The following is a 19997-nucleotide window of genomic DNA, read 5'->3' on the forward strand; positions in this document are numbered from 1 at the left end:
GACGGAGCACCCGCAAACACGCGCGCAGCGGCGATCGCGGTGCCGATGAGAGGAGGGCCGATCATCGAGACATGGGACGACATGGCCGCGAGGCGCGTCGATCTGTCGCGCATGACCCACCGGGGGAAACCGGGGCGACCGGGGCGGGACCGCACCGTCGGAACGCGGGCCGACCGGATGCTGCGGCATGTTGACGGTGCGCCCGGTACGACACACTCCGACAATCCCATACAAATCGGCACACTTTCACGAAACTTTCGGGACAGACTTGCCTGCGGTCGGGCCCCACACTGGGATCTTCCCGATCCAGTGCCGCGGACGCCCGTCCTCGGCGGCTGCCGCCGCCTCGTGCCAGAGACGCGATCGACGCGATCGCGGGCCGCACGCCCGATCGGGACTGCCGGGGCGCGCGTCAGGCCCCGGCCCGGCCGGTGAGCCGTGCGCAGCCCGCAACCGCGGGCGTCGCGCCGCCCGGCCGACTCTTCGAAGGAGACTATCGTGCTGATCTGGAAAACCGCGTTGTCGCTCAACTGGCGGACGAGCCTCGTGTCGCCGGCCAGCGCACCGGTCGCGGCGGCGAACGTCGGGCGGCTGGTGCTGACCGGCGCAACCGGCTTCATCGGCAGTACCGTACTGACGGCGCTCGTCAATGCGGGGCTGCTCGACCGCATCGTCTGTGTCGTGCGCGCGCAGGATCGCGGCCACGCCGTCGCGCGGCTGCGCGAAGCGGCGCTGCGCGCGGGGCTGGCGCCGTACTGGGCATCGCGCCTGACCGATGCGAACGTGATCGTCGGTGCGCTCGGCGACGTGTGGCAGGGCGCCGACGCGCCGCGCCTCGCCGCCGCGACGCACGTGATTCATTGCGCAGGCCATGCGTCGCCGGCCGACGGCGCGCACCTGCGGGCCGACATCGCCGATGCGGTGCGCTTCGCCGAACGATTCGCCCGGGCGCCGCGCCTGCAACGCTTCGTGTACGTCGGCACGGCCTATGCGCATGCAGGCCGCGGCGGGATCGTGCAGGAGCAAGCCGCGGCCGACGCGGCGAACGACGTCGCGCGCGACGACGAAGGCTTGCCGGGTGCGGTGCTCGCGGCGGACTACCTGCATGCGAAGGCCGAGACCGAGCAGCGGCTGCGGGCGCTCGGGTTGCCGCTCGTCGTGGTGCGGCCGTCGCATGTGGTCGGCCACACGGTGCTCGGCACGCGGCCCGCGCCGAATTCGTTCTGGATGTTCCGGCTCGCGCATGCCGCGCGCCGCTTCACCGCGCGGCCGATGACGCGCATCGACATCGTGTCGGTGGACGACGTGGCGCGTGCGACGATGCTGCTGGCCGTCAAGCCGACGCTCGCGCACGACCTGTATCACGTGTCGGCCGGCGACGAGGCGCCGCAGGTCGCGCAGATCGTGCGGGCGATGGACGAGGCGGCGGGGATGACGGGCGCGCCGCGCTACGCCGCGTGTGCGCCGGCCGAGTTGCCGCTCGTGGTGCGCGATGTGCTCGGGCGGACCGATCCGGCACTCGAACGCGTGATCGGCCGGGCACTGCAGCGCTGCGGGGAATTCGCGACGGTCGATCGCGTGTTCGACAACCGCCGCGTGCGCGACGAAATCGATTTCGAGCCGTTGCCGTTCATCGATTACGTGGAGGAGTGCATGCGCACGTCGCGTGGCGTGGCCGTGACCGAACTGATGCGCGGCGCGGTGCACTGATCGCCCGCACTGCACCGGCGCCCGTTCCCGCAGCTGGCAGGAATGGGCGCCGTTTTCACGTGTTGCCGCCGAGCTCGATGAGCCGGTCGAGCGCGCGATAGATGTCTTCGAGGCCGTCCTGGCCGAATCGCGATTCGAGCTGCCGGTACTGCTCGTCGATCCGCGGACCGATTTCCGTGACCAGTTTCCTGCTTTGCGGCGTCAGGCTGACCAACAGCCGGCGCTGATCTTCCTGCGCGCGCGTGCGCGTGATCAGGCCGTCGCGCTCCATCCGTTCCAGCACACCCGTGAGGCTCGGGCTCAGGATGCAGCAGCGCCGTGCGATCTGTCCCGCCTCGAGCGCCTGCGCCGGTTCGCCGTCGAGCACGCGGATGATCCGCCATTGCTGTTCGGTCAGCGCGAATTCCTTGAGAATGGGACGAAACAGACCCATCAGCGTTTCGCGGGCCTCGAGCAGCAGCATGGCCAGGTTGCGGTGGTCGAGCGTACGGTTCATCGGGGAGAGCAGAGGACGGGGACGCATCAATCTTAACAGCCGCGGGTAGTGAATTTCGCCTATCAGGGTAATCGAGGTTGCCAGCGTTCGATTGTTTACTTAAGATATTAACTATTGACGATGCGCCGCGACGCGCGGCAGGGGAATGACGCATGGAGCTGTCTTGCACGACCGCCGCGGCGCCGCCGTTGCCGGTCGCCATCGGCACCGTCTACGGTGCGCTGCTCAACGAGCGCGCGGCGCTCGACGCGCTCGGCGATGCCGTGAACGCACCGCCTTACGGCCGCCCGCCGCAGGCGCCGATCCTGTACATCAAGCCCGCCAACACGCACGCGAGCGACGGCGCGGCCGTCGTCGTGCCGGCCGGCGTCGACGCGCTGGAGATCGGCGCGTCGGTGGCCGTCGTGTTCGCCCGCCGCGCGACGCGCGTACCGGCCGAACGGGCGCTCGACCATGTGCACGGCTTCACGCTCGCAAGCGATGTGTCGGTACCGCATCCCGACTACTACCGCCCGGCCGTGCGCTTCAAGTGCCGCGACGGTTTCTGCCCGTTGGGCCCGGCCATCGTGCCGGTTGCCGCGCTCGACGACGTCGACGCGATCGGCCTGACCGTGCGGATCGACGGCGAGGTGGCCGTGTCCGCTTCGACGGCCACGCTGATTCGCCCGGTGCGCGAGCTGATCGCCGACGTGACGGCCTTCATGTCGTTCGACGCGGGCGATGTCCTGCTGCTCGGCGTTGCCGGCGGCGCGCCGCGCGCCCGCGCGGGCAGCACGATCGAGATCGCCGCGGCGGGCATCGGCACGCTGCGGCACACGCTGATGGCGGAGGAGGCACGATGAAGACGGCGCGCGTGATCTACAACGGCGCATTGCATGCGGCCGAACCGGCCGGCGACGGTGCGATCCGCCTCGATACGGGGCGCGTCGTCGCGGAAGAGGGCGTCGAATGGCTGCCGCCCGTCGCGCCGCGCACGACGTTCGCGCTCGGGCTCAACTACGCCGACCACGCGAAGGAACTCGCGTTCAAGGCACCGAGCGAGCCGCTGATCTTCCTGAAGGGGCCGAACACGTTCATCGGCCACCGGTCGCGCACGGTGCGCCCGGCGGATGCCACCCACATGCATTACGAGTGCGAGCTGGCCGTCGTGATCGGCCGGCCCGCGCGCAACGTGAGCCGCGCGCAGGCGCTCGACTACGTGGCCGGCTATACGGTCGCGAACGACTACGCGATCCGCGACTATCTCGAGAACTACTACCGCCCGAACCTGCGCGTGAAGAACCGCGACACCTGCACGCCGCTCGGGCCGTGGTTCGTGAGCCGCGACGAGATCGGCGATGCGGGCGACCTGACACTGCGCACGACGGTGAACGGCCAGGAGACGCAGCGCGGCAGCACGCGCGACATGATCTTCGACGTGCCGGCGTTGATCGAACACATCAGCGGCTTCATGACGCTCTCGCCGGGCGACCTGATCCTGACCGGCACGCCCGAGGGGCTGGCGGACACGAAGCCGGGCGACGAGGTCGTGACCGAGATCGAAGGGATTGGCCGGCTCGTGAACACGATCGTCGGCGAAGCAGACTACTATCGCGCCGGCTGAGCCCGTCGCCCAAGGAGAGAGCATGACCATCAAGCACTGGATCGACGGCCGGGAAGTCGAGAGCCGCGAGAGGTTCACGACGCTGAATCCCGCGACGGGCGAAGTCATCACCGACGTCGCATCGGGCGGCGAGGCCGAAGTCGATGCGGCCGTGCGCGCCGCGAAGGAAGCGTTCCCGAAATGGGCGGGCACGCCCGCCAAGGAGCGCGCGAAGCTGATGCGCAAGCTCGGCGAGCTGATCGAGAAGAACGTGCCGATGCTCGCGGCGCTGGAGACGCAGGACACCGGTCTGCCGATCGCGCAGACGAGCAAGCAGCTGATTCCGCGCGCGTCCGAGAACTTCAACTTCTTCGCGGAAGTGTGCGTGCAGATGAACGGCCGCACCTATCCGGTCGACGACCAGATGCTGAACTACACGCTGTACCAGCCGGTTGGCGTGTGTGCGCTGGTGTCGCCGTGGAACGTGCCGTTCATGACCGCGACCTGGAAGACGGCGCCGTGTCTCGCGCTCGGCAACACGGCCGTGCTGAAGATGTCGGAACTGTCGCCGCTGACGGCCGACCAGCTCGGCCGCCTCGCGCTCGAAGCCGGCATTCCGCCGGGCGTGCTCAACGTGGTGCAGGGCTATGGCGCGACGGCCGGCGATGCCCTCGTGCGCCATCCGGACGTGCGTGCGGTGTCGTTCACGGGCGGCACGGTGACCGGCAAGCGGATCATGGAGCGTGCCGGTCTCAAGAAGTATTCGATGGAGCTTGGCGGCAAGTCGCCGGTGCTGATCTTCGACGATGCCGATTTCGACCGCGCGCTCGATGCGTCGCTGTTCACGATTTTCTCGATCAACGGCGAACGCTGCACGGCCGGCTCGCGGATCTTCGTGCAGCGCACGATCTACGACCGTTTCGTGCAGGAATTCGCGCGCCGCGCGAACAATCTGGTGGTCGGCGATCCGTCCGATCCGGCCACGAACCTCGGCGCGATGATCACGCGCCAGCACTGGGAGAAGGTGACGGGCTATATCCGCATCGGCGAGCAGGAAGGCGCGCGCGTGGTCGCGGGCGGCGCGGACAAGCCGGCGGGCCTGCCCGACCATCTGCGCAACGGCAACTTCGTGCGGCCGACCGTGCTGGCCGACGTCGACAACCGGATGCGCGTCGCGCAGGAAGAGATCTTCGGGCCGGTCGCGTGCCTGATTCCGTTCGAAGACGAGGAAGAAGGGCTGCGGCTCGCGAACGACACGTCGTACGGGCTGGCTTCGTACATCTGGACGCAGGATGTCGGCAAGGTGCATCGTCTCGCGCGCGGCATCGAGGCCGGGATGGTGTTCGTGAACAGCCAGAACGTGCGCGACCTGCGCCAGCCGTTCGGCGGCGTGAAGGAATCGGGTACCGGGCGCGAGGGCGGCGAGTACAGTTTCGAGGTGTTCGCGGAGATCAAGAACGTGTGCATCTCGATGGGTTCGCACCACATTCCGCGCTGGGGCGTGTGACGGGCGCGGGGCGTCCGGCAGCGCGAATGATTCTTTGGCCGGCACGCCGGCCGAGCATGGGGTTGGAGTAAGCGCTAAAGCGCTAACTCCAACCGACCGCGAAGCATGGGGTTGGAGTAAGCGCTAAAGCGCTAACTCCAACCGACAGGAGACTTGAACGATGGGCAAACTGTCCCTCGCCGCGAAGATCACGCACGTGCCGTCGATGTACCTGTCGGAATTGCCCGGCAGGCATCACGGCTGCCGCGAAGCGGCGATCCGCGGCCATCGACTGATCGGCGAGCGCTGCCGCGCGCTCGGCGTCGACACGATCGTCGTGTCGGACGTGCACTGGCTCGTCAACGCCGGCTATCACGTGAACTGCAATGCGCAATTCTCGGGCACGTATACGAGCAACGAGCTGCCGCATTTCATCCGCGACATGCAGTACGCCTATCCGGGCAACCCGGCGCTCGGCCGGCTGATCGCCGAGACGGCCACCGAGCGCGGGATCGCGACCCGCGCGCACGAGATCGACAGCCTCGAACTCGAATACGGCACGCTCGTGCCGATGCGCTACATGAACGCCGACCAGCACTTCAAGGTCGTGTCGATCGCCGGCTGGTGCATGTGGCATCAGCTCGACGAAAGCCGGCGCTTCGGCGAGGCGCTGCTCGAAGCGATCGAGAAGAGCGATTCGAACGTCGCGTTTCTCGCGAGCGGTTCGTTGTCGCATCGTTTCAACGACAACGGCAGCCCCGAGGAATCGATTCACGAGATCAGCCGCGAATTCTTCCGGCAGGTCGACCTGCGCGTGGTCGAGCTGTGGAAGCAGGGCGATTTCAAGACCTTCTGCGCGATGCTGCCCGAGTACAACACGCATTGCCACGGCGAAGGCGGGATGCACGACACGGCGATGCTGCTCGGCTTGCTCGGCTGGGATCGCTACGACAAGCCTGTCGAGATCGTCACCGACTACTTTGCAAGTTCGGGCACCGGGCAGATCAATGCGATCTTTCCGTTGTCCTGAACGCTGCGCCACGCCTTCGACAGGAGACCAGCCATGCCCCATATCGTCGTCGAGTACACCGCGAACATTCGCGACGACGCGCGCATTCCCGCGCTGCTGCGCACGATCAATGCCACGCTGATCGCGCAGGGCGGCGTGTTCCCGACGGGCGGCATCCGCTCGCGCGCGATCGAGCTGCAGGACTATTGCGTGGCCGACGGCACGGAGGACGACGCGTTCGTCCACGTGACGCTCAAGATCGGCTCGGGCCGTACCGACGAGCAGAAAAAGGCCGCGTGCGACGCACTGTTCGACGCAATCAAGGCGCATTTCGCGGCACTTTATGCGAAACGCTACCTGGCGCTGTCGATGGAACTGACCGAGTTCAGCGAAAGCGGCTCGTACAAGCACAACAACATCCATGCCCGCTACAAGCGGGCAGGCTGAACCCCATTCCCGATCCGACCATGCTCGAACCCGCCATCATCGACCAGCTTGCGCGGCGTCTGCACGACGCCGAGCGCGAGCGCACGCAGATCCGCCAGATCTCGCTCGACCACCCCGACATCACGATCGACGACGCGTATGCGATCCAGCGCACGTGGGTCGCCCTCAAGCTCGCGGAAGGCCGCACGCTGAAGGGCCACAAGATCGGCCTGACGTCGAAGGCGATGCAGAACACGTCGCAGATCGACGAGCCCGACTACGGCGCACTGCTCGACGACATGTTCTTCGCCGACGGCGGCACGATTCCCACCGGCCGCTTCATCGTGCCGCGCGTCGAGGTTGAGCTCGCGTTCGTGCTCGGCAAGCGGTTGACCGGCCCGGACTGCACGATCTTCGACGTGTACGACGCGGTCGACTACGTGGTGCCGGCGCTCGAGATCATCGACGCGCGCAGCCAGTCGATCGACCCCGACACGAAACGGCCGCGCAAGGTGTTCGACACGATCGCCGACAATGCGGCGAACGCGGGCGTCGTGATCGGCGGGCGGCCCGTGAAGCCGCAGGACGTCGACCTGCGCTGGGTCGCGGCGATCATGTCGCGCAACGGCGTGGTCGAGGAAACGGGCGTCGCGGCCGGTGTGTTGAACCATCCGGCGAACGGCGTCGCGTGGCTCGCGAACCGGCTGGCGCGCTTCGATGTCGCACTGGAGCCCGGGCAGATCGTGCTCGGCGGCTCGTTCACGCGGCCGTGCGCGGCACGCCCGGGCGATACGTTCAGCGTCGACTACGGCCCGCTCGGGACGATCCAGTGCTACTTCGAATGAGGTAAGCGAACGATGCAGATTCCTTCGAATGTCTTCAAGACCGCGCTCGCGCGTGGCGACGCGCAGGTCGGGCTGTGGCTCGGGCTCGCGAATCCGTACAGCGCAGAGGTGGTCGCGGGCGCCGGTTTCGACTGGCTGCTGATCGACGGCGAGCATGCGCCGAACACGGTGCCGACGATCCTCGCGCAACTGCAGGCGATCGCGCCGTATCCGTCGCATCCGGTCGTGCGCGTGCCGTGGAACGATCCGGTGATCGTCAAGCAGGTGCTCGACCTCGGCGCGCAGACGTTGCTGGTGCCGATGGTGCAGAGCGCCGACGAGGCGCGCGCGGCGGTGGCGGCGACGCGTTATCCGCCGCATGGGATTCGTGGCGTGGGCAGTGCGCTCGCGCGTGCGTCGCGGTGGAATCGCGTCGGTGACTACCTGCATCGTGCGAACGACGAAATGGCCGTGCTCGTGCAGGTCGAGACGCGGGCGGGGCTCGAGGCGATCGATGCGATTGCGCGGGTCGAAGGGGTGGACGGCGTGTTCATCGGGCCGGCGGATCTCGCTGCTGATCTCGGGCATCTCGGCAATCCGGGGCATCCGGACGTGCAGGCCGCGATCGACGGCGCGATTCGGTCGATCAAGGCGGCCGGCAAGGCGCCGGGCATTCTGAGCGCAGACGAGGCGGCCGCGCGTCGCTATCTGGAAGCGGGGGCGTTGTTCGTCGCGGTCGGTGTCGATACGACGCTGCTGGCGAGGAGTGCGGAGCGGTTGGCCGCGCAGTTCAAGGGGAACGGTGGCACGGCCTTGAAGAAGGGCGACGGGACGTATTGACCCAATGGCGGCGGCTGGCGTTTTCCGTCTACCGGGCGCCAGCCTTCCGCACGACGGTTTCACCTCTGCAGGTCGCCTCGCTTATTCTTCTCCACGGCGCCCTGTTTCCATATACCTCCCCGGCGTCGTCCCCAACGCGCGCCGGAACATGTCGATGAACGCGCTCACGTTGTCGTACCCGAGATCGAGCGCGATCGTCGTCACCGGCACGCCGTCGGCAATGCGCTCCAGGGCGCGCAGCAGCCTGGCCTGCTGACGCCACTGCGCGAACGTCAGCCCCGTTTCCGCGACGAAGCGGCGGCTCATCGTCCGCGCGCTGATGCCCGCCCATTCGGCCCATTCCTCCAGCCGCCGGTTGTCCGCGAGGTCCGCGGCAAGTGCATCGGTAATCCTCATCAGCCGCGGGTCCTGCGGCCGTACCAGCCCAAGCGCCTCGACTTCCGACGACGCAATTTCATCGAGAATCACATCGGCGATCCGCGCCTGCGCGGCATCCAGTGCCGCACCATCCCAACTCGCCGCGCGCTGCACGGCCTCGCGCAGCAGCGGCGTCGTGCGGATCGCACGCGGCGTATCCGGCAGCGCCGCGCAGCGTGCTTCGGCGACGAACGCCGACCAGCCGGAAATCGGCCCGAACGAGTGCAGCGAATGCCGGCAATGCGGCGGAATCCAGATCGCGTGGATCGCCGGCACGACCCAGTCCTGGTCGTCGAGACCGATCGTCAGCAGCCCGCTCAGCGCGCCGACGAGCTGGCCACGCGCATGCGAGTGGGGTGGCGTCACGCGTGGGTCGCGTTGCGACAGGACGGCTGCGACGACGAACGGGCCGTCGTCGGACGTGACGAATCGGGCGGGCAGGAGCGGATCGGACATGGCCGGATATCGGTATCGAATGGCTGTTATACCGGAGATCGGCCGGATTCGCATGCCTACACTGCGTCCATCGATGACAACCGGAGTACGACACGATGCGAGCCGAACAGATGCTTCCCGACCATGCCGACCGGATCGAAACCGACGGAACGACGATCCGCAAGGGGACCGTCGGCGCGTTCCTGGTCAATGCGCGGGTGCTGACCGACCCGAACGCCGCGCCCGCCGACCGGGCGCGCGCGGAAGCCGACACGATCGATGCATTGCCCGCGTTGCGTGCCCTAGGCCTGTTCGACGTGCTGGACGTACGCGATCCCGCGCTGCGTGCATGGCTCGATGCGCGATGACGCGCGTCGCGATCGTCGACCGAGACCCCCGATTCAAGGAGTCACCATGAAAGCAGCAGTCGTGACGGGCGCCGGCGCGCGTCCCGTCCATATGGAATTCGACGCGCCGCGCGCGATGCCGGGCCACCGCCTGATCGACGTGACGGCGTCCGCGCTGAGCCGGATCGCGCAGGGGCGGGCGTCCGGCACGCATTACTCGTCGGACGGGCGTTATCCGTTCGTCGTCGGCGTCGACGGCGTCGGCCGCTTCGACGACGGGCAGCGCGTCTATTTCTTCGGCGCACCCGCACCGTTCGGTGCGATGGCCGAGCGCACGATCGTGCCCGATACGCGGTGCGTGCCGCTGCCCGACGGGCTCGACGACGTGACGGCCGCGGCGATCGCGATTCCCGGGATGTCGTCGTGGGCCGCGCTGACGGAGCGTGCGCGGCTCGTCGCGGGCGAGACGGTGCTCGTCAACGGCGCGACGGGTACGTCGGGGCGGCTGGCGGTTCGGATCGCGAAGCATCTCGGTGCCGCGATAGTGATCGCGACGGGCCGCAACGCGGCGGCGCTGCAGGCGCTGCTGAGCGCGGGCGCGGATGCCGTCGTGTCGTTGCAGCAGGACGATGTGCATCTGGCGCGTGCGCTCGAGCCGCATTTCCGCGCCGGCGTGGATGTCGTGCTCGACTATCTGTGGGGGAGCAGCGCGCAGACGCTACTGGTTGCCGCCGCGAAGGCGACCCCCGATGGCCGGCGGCTGCGTTTCGTGCAGATCGGCTCGATCGGCGGTGCGGACGTGCTGCTGCCGGGCGCGGTGTTGCGGGCGACCGCGATCGAGCTGATGGGTAGCGGCCTCGGCAGTGTGTCGATGCCGCGCCTGCTGGCCTCGGTGCGAGGCGTATTCGACGCGGCCGGGGAGGCTGGCCTCACGATCGACACGCGCACGGTGCCGCTGTCGGCGGTCGGTGAACATTGGGGCGATGCGAACAGCGTCGTGCGGTTGGTGTTCACGATGGGCGAGGGCAGATGAGGAAGCGGCGGCGCACCGCGTGGCCGAACGCACGGCGGGCACCGTTTGCGCAAGCGTTTCTCTTCAGGATTCCGATGGGCCGGCGAGCACGCTTCGTGCAACAACCCAGTGCAGGGCGGCCCGTCGCGAGCGAGCCGGAGACGCGGCACGCAACGCGTGCGCCGCCGCCCTTCGTCAGCCTCAGAACCGCTGCTGAATCCCCGCCGTCACCCCGACCTGCGTGGTGCCGTATCCATTGACGTCGCGCGACACACCGACCTTCTGCCCATGCTTTCCGATCGCGAATGCGCCGGCTGCGTACAGCACCGTGCGCTTCGACAGCGCGTATTGCGCGCGCATCGACACGAGCGTCGGATCGGCATCCGTGCCGCCCTTGATGTTCTGGTGATACACGGCGCCGATCAACGAGAACGTCGGCGTGAACTGGTATGAGCCGCCGACCCAATACATGTCGCTCAACTGGTTCGCGGCGCTCGTACGATGCGTGCGCTTGTAGTTGCGGTAGCCGGCCATCGTCTTCAGGTTGCCGAAGTCGTAGCTCAGGCCGGCATGGATGCCCTGGATATAGTTGACGGTATCGGCCGGCGTGACGCTGTCGGCGGCGCCGTTCTGCCGGTCGAACGTGACGACGGCGGCGAACGGGCCGGTTTCGTAGCCGAGCGCGAAATCATACTTGGAACTGGTCTTCACGCTGCCGGGCACGTTGCCGAAGCCGTACAGCGCGCCGAACTTGAAGCCGCTGAATTCGCCGTCGTAGCGTACGGCGTTGGATGAACGCGAGAAGATGCCGTCCTTGCGCCCGCCGGTCGCCATCGACGACGATGCCCATGAATAGTTTTGCGAATAACCCATCGGGTCGAACGGCATCATGTAGTCGTACGTGACGGTGAAGTTGCGGCCGAGCGTCACTTCGCCCCATTTGCCTTTCAGGCCGACCGTCGCGCGGCGCGCGAAGATCGAGTCCGGGCCGTCGTCGGACGCGCCGTTCGCGAGGTCGATCCCGCTTTCGAGCCGGAACACGGCCTTCAGCCCGCCGCCGAGATCCTCGACGCCGCGCAAGCCCCAGCGCGACGTGTTCTTGTTGCCCGACTTGAGCTTGACGGAATTGCCGCCCTCCGGCGCCGCATGGTTCGCGAATTCGATGCCGGCGTCCATGATCCCGTAGATCGTGACCGACGACTGCGCGTGTGCGACAGGCGCGGCGAGGCAGGCGGCCGCAGCCGAACCGGTGAGGACTACTGTTCGAATGGAACGTTCTGCGCGTGACTTCATTTTGACGGTGTCTCCGTGGTTGTTTTAGGCGGGGTGAAGCAGAAAACGTGTATGTGGCGCGCCATCGGCGGGCGCCATGAAGCGTCCGCCGATGCGAGTTGCAAACGGATGCGCGCCTGACTGCCTGCGCGGCGGCGCGCGAGCCGCCGCGATCGGGTCAGCCCGCTTTCGCGAACGCCCAGCAGTCGTTGGCCGGGAATTCGATCCAGTGCTTGCCGGCCGTGCGCGGCACATGGCCGAACGCGCGCAGGCGCATTTCGCCGCAATGGAACAGGTATTCCCAGCGGTCGCCGAGATACATCGACGTGACGAGATCGGCCTGCAGCCGGTTCGCGCCCGGGCCGTCGGCGACCTGCACGCGCTCGAGGCGGATCACGGCCTGCGCGTCCTGGCCCGGCGCGAAGGTGTCGCGGGCGAGCGCCTGCAGTTCCCAGCCGTCGCCGGCGAGCGTGACGCGCTCGCCGTGTACGGCTGCGACGCGAGCATCGATCCGGTTGTTGCTGCCCATGAATTCGGCCGTGTACAGCGAGCGCGGCGCGCCGTACAGTTCGGCCGGCGTGCCTTCCTGTTCGATGCGGCCGTTGCGCAGCAGCAGGATGCGGTCGGACATCGCCATCGCCTCGGTCTGGTCGTGCGTCACGCACAGGGCCGACAGCCCGAGCGACACGATCAGCTCGCGCAGCCATGCCCGCGCTTCCTCGCGCAGCTTCGCGTCGAGGTTCGACAGCGGCTCGTCGAGCAGGATCACCGGCGGGTTGTAGACGAGCGCGCGCGCAATCGCGACGCGCTGCTGCTGGCCGCCCGACAGCTGGTGCGGAAAGCGCTCCGCGAGATGGCCGAGGCCGAGCTGGTCGAGCGCACTCTGCACGCGGCGCTTCTGCTCGGCCGGTGCGACGCGGCGCAGCTTCAGCCCGTAACCGACGTTGTCGGCGACGGTGCGGTGCGGCCACAGCGCGTACGACTGGAACACGAGCCCGAGCGAGCGCTGCTCGACGGGCAGGTCGACGCGGTTCGCGCCGTCGAAGAACACGCGGTCGTCGAGCTGGATGCGGCCGTCGGACGGCTGTTCGAGTCCGGCCACCGCGCGCAGCAGCGTGGTCTTGCCGCTGCCCGACGCACCGAGCAGGCACACGACTTCGCCGGCCTTCAGTTCGAACGACACGCCCTTGAGGATCGGATTGGCGCCGTAGCTGAGGTGCAGATCGTCGACGATGAGCTTATCCATGAAGTTTCACTCCGAAGCGCAGGGCCACGCCGAGACCGGCGCCGACCATCGCGATGTTGATGACAGAAAGCGCGGCAACCTGGTCGACGGCGCCGGTCGCCCACAGCGACACGAGCAGCGCGCCGATCACTTCGGTGCCGGGCGACAGCAGGTAGACGGCCGTCGAGTATTCGCGCTCGAAGATCATGAAGATCAGCAGCCACGCGGCAAGCAGGCCGAAGCGCACGAGCGGCAGCGTCACGTCGAGCGACACGCGGCTGCGCGTGGCGCCGACGCTGCGGCCGGCTTCCTCGAGCTCGGGGCCGACCTGCAGCAGCGCGCTCTGGATGAGCCGCATCCCGTATGCGAGCCACACGACCGTGTACGCGATCCAGATGCTCCACATCGAGTTCTTCAACTCGCGCAGGCCCGGGACGAACAGGAAGATCCACAGGAACGCGAGGCCGGCGAGCAGGCCGGGCACCGCGCGCGGCAGCAGCACGAGGTAGTCGAGCAGCTTCGTCGCCCAGTCGGGGCGGCGGTGGCCGGCGAACGCGACGAGCGAGTAGAAGCCGATCGCGAGCGCGCCGCCGATCACGCCGATGCCGAGCGTGTTGACGATCGCGCGCACCAGGTTGTCCTGCTCGAACAGCTCGATGAAGTTCGCCAGCGTCAGCACTTCGGCGAGCGCGACGCCTTCGCCCCAGTTGGTCACGAACGCGCGCAGCACGATGCCGGAGATCGGCACGATCACGGTCAGCATCAGCCACAGTGCGACGATCGCGAGCGCCACCCAGCGCCACACGCCGAGCGGCAGCACCGTCGCGCGGCCGGCCTTGCCCTTCACGGTGACGAAGCGGTTGGCCGTCTTCAGCAGGCGGCGCTGCAGCAGCACGAGCGGGAACGTGATCGCGACGATGCACACGGCGACCGCGGCCATCAAGTGATACGACGGCACGCCGAGCTTGTTCGTCAGCTTGTACAGGTAGGTCGCGAGCACGAGGTGGCCTTCCGGGTCGCCGAGCACGAGCGGCAGCCCGAACACCTCGAAGCCGAGGAAGAACACCAGCACGCCGGCGAACAGCAGCGCGGGCATGGTCATCGGCAGGCTCACGTCGAGCGCGACGCGGAACGGGCGGGCGCCCGTCACGCGCGCGGCTTCCTCGACGTCCGAGCCGAGGTTGCGCAGCGCGGCCGACGAGTACAGGTACACGTGCGGCACGTGCGTGAGGCCGACGATCACCGTGATCGCGAAGACCGAGTACACGTTCCATGGTACGTTCTGCACCCCGAACAGTTCCCTGAACCACACCGAGTAGAAGCCGACCGGGCCGGCCGCGACCACGTAGCCGAACGCGAGCACCATCGGCGACACGAACACCGGCGTGAGCAGCAGCGGTTCGAGCCAGCGGCGGCCGGGCAGGTCGGTGCGCACCATCAGGAACGCGAGGATGCCGCCGAGCGGGATCGAGATGAACAGCATCCCGCCGGCGATGATGAACGAGTTCTTCACGGCCGACCAGAAATCGGGATCGCTGAAGACGAAACGGAAGCCCTCGATGCCGAGCGTCTTGTTCGCATCGAAGAACGGCGCGGACAGCAGGCTCTGGAACAGGATGAAGCCGAGCGGCAGCGCGACCGCGATGGTCAGTACCGCGACGACGATCCAGCGCAGCATGCCGGCGAGCGGCTGCAGGCTGCTGACCGGCAGCGCGGGAATCGCGCCGCGCGGGCCGGTGGCGGGCGGAACGGCCGGTGCCGTGCCGCGTGTGCTGGTTGAAAGCATGAGTTCGCCCCTGCGGCCATCCGGATGGCCGCCTCTAGGAAGTCGGTATGGGGAAGGGGCCGCCCGCGCGACGTGGCGGGCGGCCATTGGCCGGCCGAAGCCGATCAGCGGATCAGCGATTCAGCGAATCAGCCCTTGATCGCCTGCTGCCATTGCTTCAGGAACGCGAGCCGCTTCGACTGGTCCAGATAGACGAGCAGGCCGGTGCCGATCTGGATCGGCTTCAGCGAATCTCCGAGTTCCTTCGTGAGGCCCGCAGCCGACGTTTCGCCGGTCACGTCCGTGCGGATCGCATACAGGTTGGCCTGGTTCGCGATCAGCGTCTGGCCGCGTTTCGACAGCAGGTAGTCGACCCACAGCTTCGCGGCATTCGGATTCTTCGCCTTCTTCGAGATGGTGGCGAGGCGGCTCACGACCTGCGTGTAGTCCCTCGGAAACACGTAGCCGATCGACTTGTCCTTCTTGGCCTTCGCGTACGCGTACGATCCGAAGATGTTGTAGCCGATCAGGTTCTCGCCCGACGAGATGCGCTCCATCATCGCGCCCGTGCTCGACTGCAGCTTCGGGCCGGTCGCGCCGATCGCCTTCACGAGTTCCCACGTGACCTTCTCGTTCAGGTGCGCGTCCTGCGTCAGCGCGTTGAAGCCGACGCCGGATTTCTCGACGTCGTACGTCGTGAGCTTGCCCTTGAACTTGTCCGGTTGCGACGCGAGCAGCTTGATCAGCTCGGCGCGCGTCTTCGGCACTTCGTTCTCGGGGATCAGGCGCTTGTTGTAGACGATCGCGAGCGGCTCGAACGTCGTGCCGTACGCCTGCTTCTGGTATTGCGCCCATTGCGGCAGGTTCGCGCTTTCGGGGGAATCGTACGACGCCATCAGGCCGTCGTTGACGAGCTTGACCTGCAGGTCCATCGCCGAGCTCCACAGCACGTCGGCGCTGGTGCTGCTCGCCGCGTTCTCGCTGATGTAGCGGTTGTACAGCTCGGTGCTGTTCATGTCGTTGTACTCGACCTTCACGCCGTACAGGCTTTCGAAGTCCTTGATCAGCGGGCGCACGAGGCCCGTGTCGGTCGTCGAGTAGACGATCAGCTTGCCTTCCTTCTTCGCGGCGTCGATCACGCCCTGGTAGCTCCCCGGATACCCGGCCGGAACCTGCGCGGCGGCGCTGCCGGCGGCAGTGCCCAGAACGACCGCCAGCGCGGCGGCGAGGTGCTTCGGTGCAAACGGCATGTCTTCCTCCAGTTACGTCTAGGTGTTGTTCGAGTGGAGCGGATGTTAATTGCGGGGAACTTTCAACCCGCTTTCATTTGTGTTCACAATCGTGTCGTTCGTGTCATGGATTTCCCGAGGTCGAAGCGGCGGCCGCGCGCTTTGCAGCGCTCGGCGCGATCCGGAAAGGGCGGGAAGCGGGGTTGCCGGCGGGCGCGGCAAGCGTGCGGGGGCGGTCAGGCGGGTTGCGCGAGCAGCTTGCCGAGCAGCCGGCCGCCGAGGCGCGCGTGCGCGGCCGTCAGCGCCGAATACCCGACGACGACACCCGCTTCGCACCGGGCGCTTCGACAGAATCCGCGGATCGGCTGCAATTCGATACCGTCCGCCCGGGCCCTCGCGACATAAGTCGCGTCGTCCATCCCGGGCGGCAGCCACAGCACGAAATGAAAGCCCGCGTGCTCACCGGACACCGTGTACCGTCCGCCCGCGTGTTTCGCCAACTGATCGAGCACGATGTCGCGCCGCTGGCGGTACGCGTGACGCGCGGCGCGCAGGTGCTTCGCGAAATCGCCGTGGCCGATGAAGCGGGCCAGCGCCAGCTGGGGCGCCACGCCGACCGAGCGCGCGGTCGCATGCCACACGGCCGACAGCGCCGGCCGCAATTCCGCCGGCACGACCATGAAGCCGATGCGCAGCCCCGAGAACAGCGTCTTGTTGAACGAGCCGCAGTAGATCACGCGGTCGCACGCATCGAGCGATTTCAGCGCGGGCAGCGGGGCGGTCTGGTAGCTGAATTCGCCGTCGTAGTCGTCCTCGATGATCCATGCGCCGGTGCGCTGCGCCCAGTCGAGCAGTTCGAGCCGTCGCGACACCGACATCGTCACACCCAGCGGCGCCTGATGGGCCGGCGTCACGTAGGCCGCGCGTGCATCGGGATGCGGCTCCAGCGACGCCGTGTCGATGCCTTCGCGATCGACCGGCACGTCGAGCACGGTCGCGCCCGCGATCGTGAAGATCTGCCATGCCGACACATAGCCGGGATCCTCCATCAGCACCGTCGAGCCGGGCGTGAGCAGCGTGCGCGCGACGAGATCGATCGAATGCCGGATGCCGGTCGTGATGAAGATGTCGCCGGCGTCGCACGGGATGCCGCGGTATTCCCGCAGGTACGCGGCGATTTCATTGCGCAGGCTCTCGACGCCTTGCGCCGGCGTGGCCCCGAGGTCGTTCGCGGTCGCGGCCAGCAGGCTGGCTCCGAGCGCCTTCTTCCATTGCTGCATCGGCAGCAGGCCGGGATCGGCAAGCCGCGCGACGAACGGGACGCCCGGACGCACGCCCTGTTCCGGCACGGCGTCGTCGGTCGGGCGTACCGGCGCGGGGCGTGCGCCGGAAGGGGGAAGGCCGTTGGTGTCGCGCGATTGCGTGGCCGCGCGCAGATAGCTGTCCGGCACCACCGCGCATACCCTCGATCCGGACCCTTGCGTGCGGGCGATGTAGCCCTCGGAGCACAGCCGGTCGTACGCCGCTTCGACGGTCCCCCGGGCGACGCCCCAGCGCGCGGCGAGCGTGCGGCTGGACGGCAACGGGCTGTCGCCGGGCAGCAGGCGCTTCAGGATCGCGTCGCGCAGCGCGTCGGCGATGCACTCCTGTTTCGATTGCGGACTGCCCATGGACAGCCCCGCCGGGCACGGCAGGTCAAGCGGAATCGCGGTTTTGCCTCGCGGCATAGTGGTCTAGTCGATTATGGATTTAATGGCGCTTCAGCTTATATCACTTTGATCCTAGATTGCTGTCGACCACATCAATCCGACCGGAGACGGGCTCACCGCATGAAAACGCGTTCATTACCCCAGTGGGGCTGGCTGTTCCTGTTGATGCTCGTCGTGTGCCTGCCGCGCGTCACGATCGATGCGTACCTGCCGTCGCTGCCGGCGATGGCGGACGCGCTGCACGGCACCGACGCCCAGTTGCAACTCACGCTGACGCTCTACATGGTCGGCTACGCGCTGTCGATGCTGGTGTCGGGGCCGTTGTCCGACCGTTACGGCCGCCGTCCCGTCCTGCTCGGCGGCCTGTGCCTCTACGTGGTCGCGAGCGTTGCGTGCGCGTGGTCGACCAGCGTGACGGCGATCGTCGCCGCGCGCATCTTCCAGGCGTTGGGCGGCTGCAGCGGAACGGTGATCGGGCGGGTAATCGTGCGCGAGCGTTTCCCGACCGCGATGCAGGCCACGATGCTCGGCCGGATCTCGGCCGGCATGGCGCTGTCGCCGGTGCTTGCGCCGCTGGCCGGCAGCGCGGTGGCCGAGGGGCTCGGCTGGCGCGGCGTGTTCGGTTTGCTGGCGGCGGGAGGTCTGGTCGCCACGGCGATGGTGCTGCGCTACCTGCCGGAGACCCGCGAACGCGACGCACGGCCGGCGCGGGGCAGGGGCCTCCTGCGTACGTACGCTGGCCTGCTGCGCGAACGCAGTTTCCTGCGCTACTCGCTCGCCATCAGTTTCGCGTACTGCACGTATTACCCGTTCATCGCGGAATCGTCGACGCTGTTCCAGCGGCAACGCGGTGTATCGGGCCCGGTGTATGCGGCCATCTTCGGCCTGACCGTGCTCGGCTACCTGATCGGCTCGAACCTGTTCGCACGGACGGGCACCCGCTGGAAGGCCGATTCGGTCATCGCTGCGGCGGCGGGCGTCAATCTGGCCAGCGCCATCGTGTTGTGGATCGGCGGCGCGATCGCGCCGACGTCGGTGGCGGCGCTGGTCGTCCCGATGTTCTTCGTGATGATCGCCGTCGGGATCGCCATTCCGGCCTGCCAGTTCGCGGTGATGCAGCCGTACACGACGATCGCCGGGACGGCGTCCGGGCTGTTCTTCTTTATCCAGATGGCGATCACGGCCGCGTGCGGCGGCGTGCTGGCGTGGCTGTCGGACGGCACTGCGCGCCCGATGATCGTCGTCACGGCCGGTGCGAGCGTCGCGTTCCTGGTGGTGGCGGTCGGCCTGCGCGAGCGGCGGCGCACAGGCGACGGTTCGCGCTTCGCGACGCCGAACCGGCCTGCCGCCGAGCGTTGAGCGATCGGTCGACGGCCCGGCCGACGCGCGCCTGCGCGGGCGGCGCAACCCGTGTTTCCGCGAGGCGTCGCGATGGAAAGGATCATGTAATGTAGCGGCCTGTCGCTGACCTTACCGGAATCCCCATGCGTGTGCTGCTCGTCGAAGACAATCCGAACCTCGCCCAGTCGCTGAACGACGCGCTGAGCGCGGCGCGCTTCGCGGTCGATCACATGGCGGACGGTGAGGCGGCCGATCACGTGCTGCGCACACAGGATTACGCGCTGGTGATCCTCGATCTCGGGCTGCCGAAGCTCGACGGCCTGGAGGTGCTGCGGCGGCTGCGCGCGCGCCGCAATCCGGTGCCGGTGCTGATCCTGACCGCGCACGGATCGGTCGATGATCGCGTGAAAGGGCTCGATCTCGGCGCCGACGACTATCTGGCGAAGCCGTTCGAACTGACCGAACTGGAGGCGCGCGCCCGCGCGCTGATCCGCCGCAGCCTCGGCCACGAGCATTCGCGGGTCGAGTGCGGGCCGCTTTCGTACGACAGTATCGACCGCAGCTTCCATCTCGCGGGCGAGCCGCTGTCGCTCACGCCGCGTGAGCGCTCGGTGCTCGAGGTGCTGATCCTGCGCAACGGCCGCGCGATCAACAAGGAAACGCTGTCGGAGAAGATCTTCGGGCTCGACGAGTCGGTCAATGCCGATGCGATCGAGATCTACGTGTACCGGCTGCGCAAGAAGCTCGAGAACACGGGCGTCGCGATCGTCACGCTGCGCGGGCTCGGTTATCTGCTGGAAGCGAAGGCGGAGACGGCGGAATGAGCCGCCGCTGCGCTCACGAGCTCTGCACGGAACCGGTGTACGCGTTGA

Annotated in this window: 19 protein-coding genes; 12 read left to right on the forward strand and 7 right to left on the reverse strand. The window is 67.8% G+C overall.

Annotated features, from left to right (window positions below; all coding sequences use genetic code 11):
• The first annotated feature begins 498 nt into the window (after nucleotides 1–498).
• Nucleotides 499–1710, forward strand: coding sequence for an SDR family oxidoreductase (locus tag LXE91_RS31735; protein WP_039356889.1), 1212 nt, complete (start codon nucleotides 499–501; stop codon nucleotides 1708–1710).
• A gap of 55 nt (nucleotides 1711–1765) precedes the next feature.
• Here LXE91_RS31735 and hpaR read toward each other — a convergent pair whose 3' ends face one another.
• On the reverse strand, nucleotides 1766–2206 hold the full coding sequence (gene hpaR, locus LXE91_RS31740; protein ID WP_039356885.1) for a homoprotocatechuate degradation operon regulator HpaR: 441 nt from the start codon (nucleotides 2204–2206) through the stop codon (nucleotides 1766–1768).
• Nucleotides 2207–2358: 152 nt separating this feature from the next.
• On the opposite strand from hpaR, the gene LXE91_RS31745 reads away from it, so the two are divergent.
• The 7 genes from LXE91_RS31745 (at nucleotide 2359) to hpaI (ending at nucleotide 8373) form a co-directional block, all read left to right on the forward strand.
• On the forward strand, nucleotides 2359–3048 hold the full coding sequence (locus tag LXE91_RS31745; RefSeq protein ID WP_039356879.1) for a fumarylacetoacetate hydrolase family protein: 690 nt from the start codon (nucleotides 2359–2361) through the stop codon (nucleotides 3046–3048).
• A complete protein-coding gene (locus tag LXE91_RS31750) occupies nucleotides 3045–3809 on the forward strand; it encodes a fumarylacetoacetate hydrolase family protein (RefSeq protein WP_039356878.1) in 765 nt (254 codons plus the stop codon). The genes LXE91_RS31745 and LXE91_RS31750 overlap by 4 nt, the downstream gene beginning before the upstream one ends.
• A 22-nt stretch (nucleotides 3810–3831) precedes the next feature.
• The gene (gene hpaE, locus LXE91_RS31755; protein ID WP_039356875.1) at nucleotides 3832–5295 is read left to right on the forward strand and encodes a 5-carboxymethyl-2-hydroxymuconate semialdehyde dehydrogenase; all 1464 of its coding nucleotides are present in this window, start codon (nucleotides 3832–3834) and stop codon (nucleotides 5293–5295) included.
• A 160-nt stretch (nucleotides 5296–5455) separates the two neighbouring features.
• Nucleotides 5456–6304: a 3,4-dihydroxyphenylacetate 2,3-dioxygenase gene (gene hpaD / locus LXE91_RS31760; protein ID WP_039356872.1), complete on the forward strand. Its 849-nt coding sequence runs from the start codon at nucleotides 5456–5458 to the stop codon at nucleotides 6302–6304.
• 33 nt (nucleotides 6305–6337) lie between these two features.
• Entirely contained in the window at nucleotides 6338–6730 is a 393-nt protein-coding gene (locus LXE91_RS31765) for a 5-carboxymethyl-2-hydroxymuconate Delta-isomerase (protein ID WP_039356869.1), read from the forward strand.
• A gap of 20 nt (nucleotides 6731–6750) precedes the next feature.
• Nucleotides 6751–7554 (forward strand): 2-oxo-hept-4-ene-1,7-dioate hydratase, encoded by an 804-nt coding sequence (gene hpaH, locus LXE91_RS31770; protein WP_039356866.1) that lies wholly within the window; start codon nucleotides 6751–6753, stop codon nucleotides 7552–7554.
• A gap of 12 nt (nucleotides 7555–7566) precedes the next feature.
• Nucleotides 7567–8373 carry a 4-hydroxy-2-oxoheptanedioate aldolase gene (hpaI, locus tag LXE91_RS31775; protein ID WP_039356863.1) on the forward strand — a complete coding sequence of 269 codons (807 nt, stop codon included), beginning with the start codon at nucleotides 7567–7569 and terminating at the stop codon, nucleotides 8371–8373.
• An 81-nt stretch (nucleotides 8374–8454) separates the two neighbouring features.
• Here hpaI and LXE91_RS31780 read toward each other — a convergent pair whose 3' ends face one another.
• Nucleotides 8455–9246: an AraC family transcriptional regulator gene (locus LXE91_RS31780; protein WP_039356859.1), complete on the reverse strand. Its 792-nt coding sequence runs from the start codon at nucleotides 9244–9246 to the stop codon at nucleotides 8455–8457.
• 95 nt (nucleotides 9247–9341) lie between these two features.
• On the opposite strand from LXE91_RS31780, the gene LXE91_RS31785 reads away from it, so the two are divergent.
• Both LXE91_RS31785 and LXE91_RS31790 read left to right on the forward strand, forming a co-directional pair.
• A complete protein-coding gene (locus tag LXE91_RS31785) occupies nucleotides 9342–9593 on the forward strand; it encodes a hypothetical protein (RefSeq protein WP_039356856.1) in 252 nt (83 codons plus the stop codon).
• A gap of 46 nt (nucleotides 9594–9639) precedes the next feature.
• Nucleotides 9640–10605: a quinone oxidoreductase family protein gene (locus tag LXE91_RS31790; RefSeq protein ID WP_039356853.1), complete on the forward strand. Its 966-nt coding sequence runs from the start codon at nucleotides 9640–9642 to the stop codon at nucleotides 10603–10605.
• 180 nt (nucleotides 10606–10785) lie between these two features.
• Here LXE91_RS31790 and LXE91_RS31795 read toward each other — a convergent pair whose 3' ends face one another.
• From LXE91_RS31795 to pdxR, 5 genes are all read right to left on the reverse strand, one after another.
• Nucleotides 10786–11877, reverse strand: a complete 1092-nt coding sequence (locus tag LXE91_RS31795; protein WP_039356851.1) for a porin — start codon at nucleotides 11875–11877, stop codon at nucleotides 10786–10788.
• 157 nt (nucleotides 11878–12034) lie between these two features.
• The gene (locus LXE91_RS31800) at nucleotides 12035–13102 is read right to left on the reverse strand and encodes an ABC transporter ATP-binding protein (protein ID WP_039356848.1); all 1068 of its coding nucleotides are present in this window, start codon (nucleotides 13100–13102) and stop codon (nucleotides 12035–12037) included.
• Entirely contained in the window at nucleotides 13095–14867 is a 1773-nt protein-coding gene (locus tag LXE91_RS31805; protein ID WP_039356845.1) for an ABC transporter permease, read from the reverse strand. Before LXE91_RS31805 ends, LXE91_RS31800 begins: the two co-directional genes overlap by 8 nt.
• A 128-nt stretch (nucleotides 14868–14995) precedes the next feature.
• Nucleotides 14996–16096 carry an ABC transporter substrate-binding protein gene (locus LXE91_RS31810; protein ID WP_039356843.1) on the reverse strand — a complete coding sequence of 367 codons (1101 nt, stop codon included), beginning with the start codon at nucleotides 16094–16096 and terminating at the stop codon, nucleotides 14996–14998.
• 215 nt (nucleotides 16097–16311) lie between these two features.
• Nucleotides 16312–17802, reverse strand: coding sequence for a MocR-like pyridoxine biosynthesis transcription factor PdxR (gene pdxR / locus LXE91_RS31815; protein WP_039356840.1), 1491 nt, complete (start codon nucleotides 17800–17802; stop codon nucleotides 16312–16314).
• A 102-nt stretch (nucleotides 17803–17904) separates the two neighbouring features.
• Between pdxR and LXE91_RS31820 the strand changes: the two genes are divergently transcribed.
• Nucleotides 17905–19143, forward strand: coding sequence for a multidrug effflux MFS transporter (locus tag LXE91_RS31820; protein ID WP_039356837.1), 1239 nt, complete (start codon nucleotides 17905–17907; stop codon nucleotides 19141–19143).
• 125 nt (nucleotides 19144–19268) lie between these two features.
• Nucleotides 19269–19949 carry a response regulator gene (locus LXE91_RS31825; protein WP_039356833.1) on the forward strand — a complete coding sequence of 227 codons (681 nt, stop codon included), beginning with the start codon at nucleotides 19269–19271 and terminating at the stop codon, nucleotides 19947–19949.
• The last annotated feature ends 48 nt before the right edge of the window (nucleotides 19950–19997 follow it).

It is taken from the genome of Burkholderia contaminans (assembly GCF_029633825.1).
In the GTDB taxonomy this organism is placed as follows: domain Bacteria; phylum Pseudomonadota; class Gammaproteobacteria; order Burkholderiales; family Burkholderiaceae; genus Burkholderia; species Burkholderia contaminans.